The organism is Pseudomonas sp. PA-1-3F, assembly GCF_021609665.1.
Classification (GTDB): Bacteria; Pseudomonadota; Gammaproteobacteria; order Pseudomonadales; family Pseudomonadaceae; genus Aquipseudomonas; species Aquipseudomonas paracarnis.
On sequence record NZ_WJZD01000018.1, the window covers coordinates 119,649 to 128,022 of the forward strand.

The window sequence follows — 8,374 nt, forward strand, 5'->3', positions numbered from 1 at the left end:
GGTTTAGCCGCCCCGCGCCATGGATGGCGCGTGGCGGCGGCCCCCCAAATCACTGGCGGATTACGGGCACACCGAGCCTAGGCGAGGTGCCGAGTGGTGGGGCAAGAGCCCTTTGGTTACTTTGGGGCTCTTTTCCAAAGTGACCCGCCGTCAGGCGGAACCCTAAGTGGCAGTTACCGCAGGAATGGATATGTACACGGTCCAACTGGGTTGACTGTCAGGCCGTCTTCGCAGGCAAGCCAGCTCCCACATTTGGACAGCGGCGCGTCAGTTAGAACAGCGCTGGCTGTCAGGCCGTCACGGGAGCAAGCTCCCTCGCCACAGGTTCAGCGTCGCACCAAAATTGTGTAGATACCTATGGCCATCGCAGGCAAGCCAGCTCCCACATTGGGTCTTCGTTGCGTTGAGTAATGCGTTCGCTTAACGGGCTTGCATTAGGGCCGACAGCCCTGCGGTAGATGCCGCCCAGGCATTTCACGGCTACAATGCGCGCCTCGACCGTGACAAGCCTGACTAAAAAAACTATGTCCTTGCCCAAGCATCACCTGGAATTGCTCAGCCCTGCCCGCGATGTCGCCATTGCGCGTGAGGCTATCCTGCACGGCGCCGACGCCGTTTATATCGGCGGGCCGAGCTTCGGCGCTCGCCATAATGCGTGTAACGAGGTGAGCGATATCGCTCAACTGGTGGAATTCGCCCGCCGTTACCACGCCCGCGTCTTCACCACCATCAACACCATCCTGCATGACAACGAGCTGGAACCTGCGCGCAAGCTGATCCATCAGCTCTACGATGCCGGTGTGGATGCGTTGATCGTGCAAGACCTGGGCGTGATGGAGCTGGATATTCCACCGATCGAGCTGCACGCCAGCACCCAGACCGACATCCGCACCCTGGGCCGGGCCAGGTTTCTCGACCAGGCCGGTTTCTCGCAGTTGGTACTGGCCCGCGAGTTGAACCTGCAAGAGATCCGCGCCATTGCCGACGAGACCGATGCCGCCATCGAGTTCTTTATCCACGGCGCCCTGTGCGTGGCGTTCTCCGGGCAGTGCAATATCTCCCACGCGCAAAATGGTCGCAGCGCCAACCGTGGCGACTGCTCCCAGGCCTGCCGCCTGCCCTACACCCTCAAAGATGACCAGGGCCGCGTGGTGGCCTTTGAAAAGCATCTGCTGTCGATGAAAGACAACAACCAGAGCGCCAACCTGCGCGCCCTGGTCGAAGCGGGCGTGCGTTCGTTCAAGATCGAAGGCCGCTACAAGGACATGGGTTATGTGAAGAACATCACCGCCTACTACCGCCAGCGCCTCGACGAGATCCTCGAAGACCGCCCGGACCTGGCCCGCGCTTCCAGCGGCCGTACCGCGCACTTCTTCCTGCCCGACCCGGAAAAAACCTTCCACCGTGGCAGCACCGATTACTTTGTCAGCGACCGCAAGATCGACATCGGTGCCTTTGACACCCCGACCTTTACCGGCCTGCCCGTGGGCACCGTGGAAAAAGCCGGCAAGCGCGACTTGCAGGTGGTCACCCATGAGCCACTGTCCAACGGCGACGGCCTCAATGTGCTGATCAAGCGTGAAGTGGTGGGTTTTCGCGCCAATATCGCCGAGCCCAAGGGTGAGTTCGAGGAAGACGGTGAGAAGCGCTACCGCTACCGCGTCGAGCCCAACGAAATGCCCGCCGGCTTGCACCAGCTGCGCCCGCATCACCCGCTCAATCGTAACCTGGACCACAACTGGCAACAGGCCCTGCTCAAGACCTCGGCCGAGCGCCGTATCGGTTTGTCATGGGTCGCGAGCCTGCGTGAAGAGCAGCTGCAAATCACCGCGACCAGCGAGGAAGGCATCAGCGCCAGTGTCACCCTGCCCGGCCCGTTTGGCGTGGCCAACAAGCCGGAACAGGCGCTGGACACCCTGCGCGACCTGCTCGGCCAGCTCGGCACCACCGAGTACCACGCCACCCGTATCGAACTGGATGCGCCGCAGGCGTTCTTCATCCCCAACTCGCAGCTCAAGGCGTTACGCCGTGAAGTGATCGAAGCACTGACCGCCGCACGCGTCGCCGCACATCCGCGGGGTGGGCGCAAGGCTGAAACTTCGCCGCCGCCGGTGTATCCCGAGGCGCACTTGTCGTTCCTGGCCAACGTCTACAACCAGAAGGCCCGGGACTTCTACCACCGTCACGGCGTGAAGCTGATCGACGCGGCCTTCGAAGCTCACGAAGAAACCGGCGAAGTGCCGGTGATGATCACCAAGCACTGCCTGCGTTTCTCGTTCAACCTGTGCCCTAAACAGGCCAAGGGTGTGACCGGGGTGAAGACCAAGGTGGCACCCATGCAATTGATCCACGGTGACGAAGTGCTGACCTTGAAGTTCGACTGTAAACCCTGCGAAATGCATGTGGTGGGCAAGATCAAGGGGCATATCCTCGGCCTGCCGCAGCCTGGCAGCGCGGTAGAGCATTTCAACCCGGAAAACCTTATCTACCAGGGCACGCACTAACCCTCACCTGTAGGAGCGAGCTTGCTCGCGAAGAACGAGAGAACGCCGCGTTTCAACCCTGATACGCGGCGTCATCGTTAACCTTCTTCGCGAGCAAGCTCGCGCCTACCGAGGTTGCGGGGCCACCACCAGCCCCGTTGCAACCCTGCCGCTGCCAGCAGAATCGCCGCCACACCCAGCCATTGCAGCCACCCCAGGCGATGCCCGAACGCAATCCAATCCACAAAGATCGCCGCAATCGGGTAGATGAACGACAGTGCGCCGGTAATGGCCGTCGGCAGTTTCTGGATCGCGCCATACAGCAGTACATACATCAAACCTGTGTGCACCACCCCCAAGGTGACCAAGGCCGCCCACGTCGTGGTGGATGCTGGCAGGCCATTCCAGGGCACCAGTGGCGCCAGCAATAGCGCGCCAGTCGTCACCTGGATCAATGCCATCAAATGTGGCGGTACTTCCTTGAGGCGCTTGATGATCAACGCCGCGACCGCATACAAAAATGCCGCACCCAGGGCCAGCGCGATGCCTACCAGGTAATCTCCTCCACCCGTTTGGTCGCCATGGGCGGTGACAATCGCCAACATGCCCAGGAACGCCACGCTCAACCATGCCAATTTCTGCACGGTGATTTTTTCACCGAGAAACACCGCCGCCAGCATCACCAGGATAAACGGCTGCACGTTGTACACCGCGGTGCTGATAGCGATGGAGGCACGGGAATAGGATTCGAACAGCAGCAACCAGTTGCCGACAATGGCAACGCCGCTGAGCACGGCCAGCCCCAGTTTTGCCCAACTGAGCAGGTCCAGGCGCAGGTAACCCAGCCAGGCGCACACCAGTACCAGCGTCAGCGCACCGATCACGCAGCGCCAGAACACCACCTCGATCACCGACACGCCAGACACCAGCACAAACCAGCCAATGCTGCCCGAGATCAGCATGGCGGCGACCATTTCCCACGACCCACGACGGATGGATGAATCCATGATTGAGGCTCCTCAAGTGAGGCTCCAGTATGGCAATCTGTTGGCGACGGCTACAGCGACTAAAAAAGGCAAAATCCCGAAATCACCTTTTCTTATTAGGCACAGACCATGATCGACACCATCGACCAGCAACTGATCGCCGCTTTGATGGACGACTCGCGGTTGTCCCTCAAGGCCCTGGCAGGCATCACCGGGCTGTCGTCACCCAGCGTCAGCGAACGCCTGCGGCGCCTGGAAGAACGCGGCGTGCTGACCCACTACACCGTCGACATCGACCCCAAACACTTCGGCTACCTGCTGCAAGCCATCGTGCGCATCCGCCCCCTGCCCGGCAAATTGCAGGAAGTGGAGCGCCAGATCCAGGCGATCCCCGAGTTCACAGAGTGCGACAAGGTTACCGGGGACGACTGCTTTATCGCACGCCTGCACGTCCGCACCATGGAGCACCTCGACACGCTGCTGGACCGGCTGAATACCTATGCCGAAACCAACACCGCTATCGTCAAGAAAACCCCGGTGAAACGGCGTTTGCCGCCGTTGGCTGACTAAATGGGTTGTTCAGGTACTCATGCCCAGTGCACGGAGCGCTCACTCGTCAGCTTTTCCACAAACCCCACAATCCGCCGACAGGCTTGCGCCAGGCGCTCCTCGCCCAGGGTAAAGGACAGCCGAACGAACCCCTGGGCCGGCTCGCCGAAGGCTGCCGCGTCCAGCACCGACACGCCCGCTTCACGAAACAGGCGCCAGGCAAAATCCAGCGACCCCAGCCCCGTGCCGCGCACATCCACCAGCACAAACATGCCCGCTTGCGGCGCCAGCACCCGGATGCCTGGGCAGGTGCTCAAGGCGGTCACTACCAGGTCACGTCGGCGTCGGTAGGTCTCCCGCATACCTTCAGTGACTTCATCGTGGGCCAACACCGCGGCGGTCGCCGCCTCCATCACGAAGCCGGGCAAGCCGTACATCATGCTCAACAGCAGGGTTTCGGCGTGCTGCACCATTTGCACTGGAGCGATGAGCCAGCCGATACGCCAGCCGGTCATGGCGTGGGATTTGGACAAGCTGCCGATCACAATGCAGCGCTGCGCCATGCCCGGTAATGCCGCGAGGCTGTGGTATTGACCGTCGAACACCAGGCTTTCGTAGACCTCATCCACCACCACCCACAGATCATGGGCGATGGCCAAGTCGGCAATGGCTTGCAGCTCCTGCAGGTCAAGCACCACGCCAGTGGGGTTGTTCGGATTGGAAAAGAATATCGCCCGGGTACGCGGGGTGATCGCGGCGGCGAGCAAGGACGGATTCAGGCGAAAGCCGGCCTCAGCACTGCAGGGCACCCGCACCAGAGTGGCGCCGCTGGCCTTGAGCGTGGCTTCGTAGGTGACATACATCGGGTCGAGCACCAGCACTTCGTCGCCGGCCTGCAACAGGCACAGCGAACTGATGAACAGCGCGTTCTGCGCACCGGGCACGATGATCACGTTGTCGGCGGCCAACGGCCGGGCAAGGGTTCGGCTGTAACGGGCGGCGATCGCCTCGCGCAGTGCCGGGCGACCGGCGATCTCGGTGTAGTGAGAATCTCCCGCGTGCAAGGCATTGACGGCGGCGTCGGTGATAAAGGTCGGCGTGGCGAAATCCGGGTCGCCGACGCTGAGGATGATGACGTCTTCGCCCTGGCTGGCGGCGTCGGACGCGGCGTGGTGGATGTCCCAGGCGGCAACGCCCTGCCCTGCAATGCGCTCAACGAAGGGAGAAAACTTCATGCCAGAGCCTCTGGTGAAAGAAGAAAGACGCAGATCCGTAGATGCGCGGGCGACAAGCGGCCAACTTAGTGCATGGCAAACCTTCGTTCAATGGCTAAATAGGGCCTTGTCCCCATGGCAGGCAATCACATTGAACCCCCTTCCGGTCGCCGTTCTCAAAGCTGCATAGACCGCGGCCCTGGAACACGCACAATGACTTTCATTCTATGGCTGGCCGTATTGGGCGCCGTACTGCTTACCCTGGCCCTCACCTCCTCATACTTGCGCTGGATGCCGGTCACCACCTCGGCGGTGTGCCTGTTGCTGGGTATCGCCATCGGCCCTCTCGGTGTGGACCTGCTGCATCTGGACATCAAGGGCTCGGCGCGCTGGATGGAGCACCTGACCGAAGTGGCAGTGCTGTTTTCGCTGTTTGTCAGCGGCCTGAAATTGCGCCTGCCGCTCAAGCATCGCACCTGGCGCATCGCCTTCGGCCTGGCCGGCCCGGTCATGTTGTTGACCATCCTCGGCACCGGGCTGTTGCTGCATTACCTGCTTGATCTGTCGTGGGGGGTGTCTCTGCTGGTGGGCGCGATCCTGGCGCCGACCGACCCTGTGCTGGCGGGCCTGGTTCAGGTCAACAATGCCCAGGACTACGACGCGCTGCGCTTCGGTCTGTCAGGCGAAGCGGGGCTGAACGATGGCAGCGCCTTCCCGTTTGTGATCTTCGGCCTGCTGTTCATGCAACACGGCGGCTTCGATGGCGACTGGGTCGGCGGTTGGGTGCTGAAAAACCTGGTATGGGCGGTGCCGGTCGGGCTATTGATCGGCTACTGGATGGGCCGAGGTATCGGCCGGGTGACGTTGCGCCTGCGCCTGATCAATGCCGACAGCACCCTCTCGCCCAATGATTACCTGACACTGGCATTGATCGCCCTTGCCTATGTGACCGCCGAAGCCGTGGGCGGCTATGGCTTCCTGTCGGTATTCGCGGCGGGCCTGGGGTTGCGCCAGGCCGAGGTGAAGTCCACCGGCAACGCCCAGACACCCGCCGAGCACCTGGCGCAACCGGTGGTGGGCCACCTTGAAATCGAGCCCGAGCAAGCCTTGCATGGTGACGTCAGCCAGTTGAAGGACACCCAGATCGCGGCAGGCGTGATGATGGGCGACATGCTGGCCTTCGGCAGCCTGGTGGAGCGGGCCATGGAGGTGTTCCTGGTGACAGTCTTGGGCATCGTGCTGGTCAGCCACTGGGAGTGGGCCGCGTTGGCGGTGGCACCGTTGCTGTTTTGTGTGATTCGCCCCGCCAGTGTATTCGCCATGCCTTGGGGCCGCCTGTTGGACCGGCGGCAACGCAGCCTGGTCAGTTGGTTCGGCATTCGTGGGATCGGCAGCATTTACTACCTGTTCTATGCGCTCAACCACGGGCTGGTGGGCACCAGCAGTGCGGTGGCGGTCAACCTGACGTTGTCGGTCATCGCGTTGAGCATCCTGGCCCACGGGTTGAGTACCCAGCCCATGCTGGCGTGGTATGAGCGTCAGGCTGCGCAAAAAAATTGAATCCTGCACCGCGCCGGGGTTTCAAACAGTCAGGACCCACAGCGAGTCAACTAATGAAAAACATCGCCCAACGATTGCTTGAGGAACGCCAACGCCTGGGATATTCGCAGCAATACCTGGCGCAGGCAGGCGGCGTGACCACACGCGAGCAACGTCAATATGAACTGGGCGAAGACCTGCCCCATGCCAACTACCTGGCAGCTTTGGCCGAGCATGGGGTGGATGTGGTGTATGTGATCACTGGCAAGCGCAGCACAGTGGTTAATATCAGCCGCGATCAGGCGCAGACGCTGATCGATAACCGCGTGGTGGGCCAGGAGGTGTCGCTGGACGGCGGGGCCGAGGAAGACGTCTACTTCAAGCTCAGCAATCCCTCGGGCCCGCCGCCGGATCAGTCCTGATTTTCAGTGTTGCCAACGTCCGCCGCTTCATCCAGGTCGTTCAGCGGTACCTCGGCATCGTCCATCAGCGAACCCGGGTCTTCGTTGCCCGGGTCGTTGAGTTCATCGTCCAGTTCTTTTGACATGTGCGTCTCCTCTAACCGCCTTGGGTATCGATATCGGCATCGGTTTCAGGCTTGTGCTCACGCTCGGGCCTGAAGTCTGGACTGTAGTCGTTTTCCTTGGCCTTTGGGTCGCTCGCAGGCGTTGGATCCTTGGGCGCATCGGCGGCAGTGCCAGGGGCCGGCTCGCCGCCGTCGATGGCGGGGTCGTTGCGATTGTTAGTCTGTGGATCGTTAGATTGGGTCATGAGGCACCTCTCTGCAGGCCGGTGAAAAATCTGTACCGCATAGAGCTAAGGCGTCACGGCCACGGCTGAAGTTCCGTCCGCGTGGTCAGCGCAGTGGATTGTCCACTTGGATATAAAACGCATAGATGCCCAACACCAGCCAGAACACCATGAACAACCACGGCGCGCGCATGGAAAACAACAACGACTTGCGATAGCCCTTGTGGCTCGACTCCACCTCGGAAAACAGCGGCGATTCATCGTAGGCCATGCCCATCACCGGCTCGCTGCGCAGCAATTCGCTTTGCTTGTAGTGCCAGTGGTCGATGATTTCATACGCCGCACGGATACCGGGCCAGGCATTCAGCGAACTGAGAATACCCAGCGAGACCAGGAAGATCGGCACCACCAGCGTGAACAGCTTGCCCCATTCCGGGTTGAGGTTGCCCATGCCGGAGACAAAGGCAATCACCAGGAAGGATTGCGCGGTCAGGTAGGCGTCGGTGCGGTTGGCCAGGATGCTGGTTTCGTACTGGATCTCGCGCCGGTAAAAGTCGAGGCGGTCCTTGGGCGAGCCGAAAATCTTTGCGTTGTGTTCGCTGTGGTCGTTCAGGGCCGCTTCCGGAGTGTGGGGGGAGATGATTCTGGACACGACGGTGCTCCACAAGGTGACGAAACTCCTTAGAAGAATCGGGGCTCGGTGAAGTTCAAGTGGGTTGCTGCACCAATCTGAAACACGCCGCGCCCCATTGTGGTGAGCCCCCTCCTGTGGCGATACAACCTGCCCCCGCCCGGGGGCGGGGGGGCCCCCCCCTCTTTTTCGGGTCCGGGCTGGCCCGGGCCGGCGAGGGCG

At 61.5% G+C, this 8,374-nt stretch carries 8 protein-coding genes and 1 pseudogene; 4 read left to right on the plus strand and 5 right to left on the minus strand.

Annotation, left to right across the window (positions count from 1 at the left end):
• Nucleotides 1–524: 524 nt before the first annotated feature.
• Nucleotides 525–2,504 carry a peptidase U32 family protein gene (locus tag GIV26_RS15105; RefSeq protein WP_236281366.1) on the plus strand — a complete coding sequence of 660 codons (1,980 nt, stop codon included), beginning with the start codon at nucleotides 525–527 and terminating at the stop codon, nucleotides 2,502–2,504.
• 77 nt (nucleotides 2,505–2,581) lie between these two features.
• Here GIV26_RS15105 and GIV26_RS15110 read toward each other — a convergent pair whose 3' ends face one another.
• A complete protein-coding gene (locus tag GIV26_RS15110) occupies nucleotides 2,582–3,490 on the minus strand; it encodes a DMT family transporter (protein ID WP_096144665.1) in 909 nt (302 codons plus the stop codon).
• 108 nt (nucleotides 3,491–3,598) lie between these two features.
• On the opposite strand from GIV26_RS15110, the gene GIV26_RS15115 reads away from it, so the two are divergent.
• Complete coding sequence (locus tag GIV26_RS15115) at nucleotides 3,599–4,039, plus strand: Lrp/AsnC family transcriptional regulator (protein ID WP_034119698.1); 441 nt, start codon at nucleotides 3,599–3,601, stop codon at nucleotides 4,037–4,039.
• A 38-nt stretch (nucleotides 4,040–4,077) separates the two neighbouring features.
• On the opposite strand, the pseudogene GIV26_RS15120 reads toward GIV26_RS15115, so the two are convergent.
• Nucleotides 4,078–5,253: pseudogene (locus GIV26_RS15120) on the minus strand (pyridoxal phosphate-dependent aminotransferase); the annotation flags it as partial.
• Between the two features lie 192 nt (nucleotides 5,254–5,445).
• On the opposite strand from GIV26_RS15120, the gene GIV26_RS15125 reads away from it, so the two are divergent.
• Together GIV26_RS15125 and GIV26_RS15130 are read left to right on the plus strand one after the other, a co-directional pair.
• Nucleotides 5,446–6,792 carry a cation:proton antiporter gene (locus tag GIV26_RS15125; protein WP_054899060.1) on the plus strand — a complete coding sequence of 449 codons (1,347 nt, stop codon included), beginning with the start codon at nucleotides 5,446–5,448 and terminating at the stop codon, nucleotides 6,790–6,792.
• 53 nt (nucleotides 6,793–6,845) lie between these two features.
• The gene (locus GIV26_RS15130) at nucleotides 6,846–7,193 is read left to right on the plus strand and encodes a helix-turn-helix domain-containing protein (protein ID WP_054899059.1); all 348 of its coding nucleotides are present in this window, start codon (nucleotides 6,846–6,848) and stop codon (nucleotides 7,191–7,193) included.
• Here GIV26_RS15130 and GIV26_RS27135 read toward each other — a convergent pair.
• The 3 genes from GIV26_RS27135 to GIV26_RS15140 form a co-directional block, all read right to left on the minus strand.
• Nucleotides 7,184–7,318, minus strand: a complete 135-nt coding sequence (locus GIV26_RS27135; protein ID WP_014718417.1) for a hypothetical protein — start codon at nucleotides 7,316–7,318, stop codon at nucleotides 7,184–7,186. The genes GIV26_RS15130 and GIV26_RS27135 overlap by 10 nt on opposite strands.
• A gap of 11 nt (nucleotides 7,319–7,329) precedes the next feature.
• Nucleotides 7,330–7,542 (minus strand): hypothetical protein, encoded by a 213-nt coding sequence (locus GIV26_RS15135; RefSeq protein ID WP_054918911.1) that lies wholly within the window; start codon nucleotides 7,540–7,542, stop codon nucleotides 7,330–7,332.
• 85 nt (nucleotides 7,543–7,627) lie between these two features.
• A complete protein-coding gene (locus GIV26_RS15140) occupies nucleotides 7,628–8,173 on the minus strand; it encodes a hypothetical protein (protein ID WP_014718415.1) in 546 nt (181 codons plus the stop codon).
• Nucleotides 8,174–8,374: the final 201 nt, after the last annotated feature.

What these genes read in the sequence shown, in the direction of transcription:
- GIV26_RS15130 (WP_054899059.1), top strand. Translation starts at nt 6,846, where the DNA reads ATGAAAAACATCGCCCAACGATTGCTTGAGGAACGCCAACGCCTGGGA.
- GIV26_RS15110 (WP_096144665.1), bottom strand. Translation starts at nt 3,490, where the DNA reads ATGGATTCATCCATCCGTCGTGGGTCGTGGGAAATGGTCGCCGCCATG.
- GIV26_RS15105 (WP_236281366.1), top strand. Translation starts at nt 525, where the DNA reads ATGTCCTTGCCCAAGCATCACCTGGAATTGCTCAGCCCTGCCCGCGAT.
- GIV26_RS15135 (WP_054918911.1), bottom strand. Translation starts at nt 7,542, where the DNA reads ATGACCCAATCTAACGATCCACAGACTAACAATCGCAACGACCCCGCC.
- GIV26_RS27135 (WP_014718417.1), bottom strand. Translation starts at nt 7,318, where the DNA reads ATGTCAAAAGAACTGGACGATGAACTCAACGACCCGGGCAACGAAGAC.
- GIV26_RS15115 (WP_034119698.1), top strand. Translation starts at nt 3,599, where the DNA reads ATGATCGACACCATCGACCAGCAACTGATCGCCGCTTTGATGGACGAC.
- GIV26_RS15125 (WP_054899060.1), top strand. Translation starts at nt 5,446, where the DNA reads ATGACTTTCATTCTATGGCTGGCCGTATTGGGCGCCGTACTGCTTACC.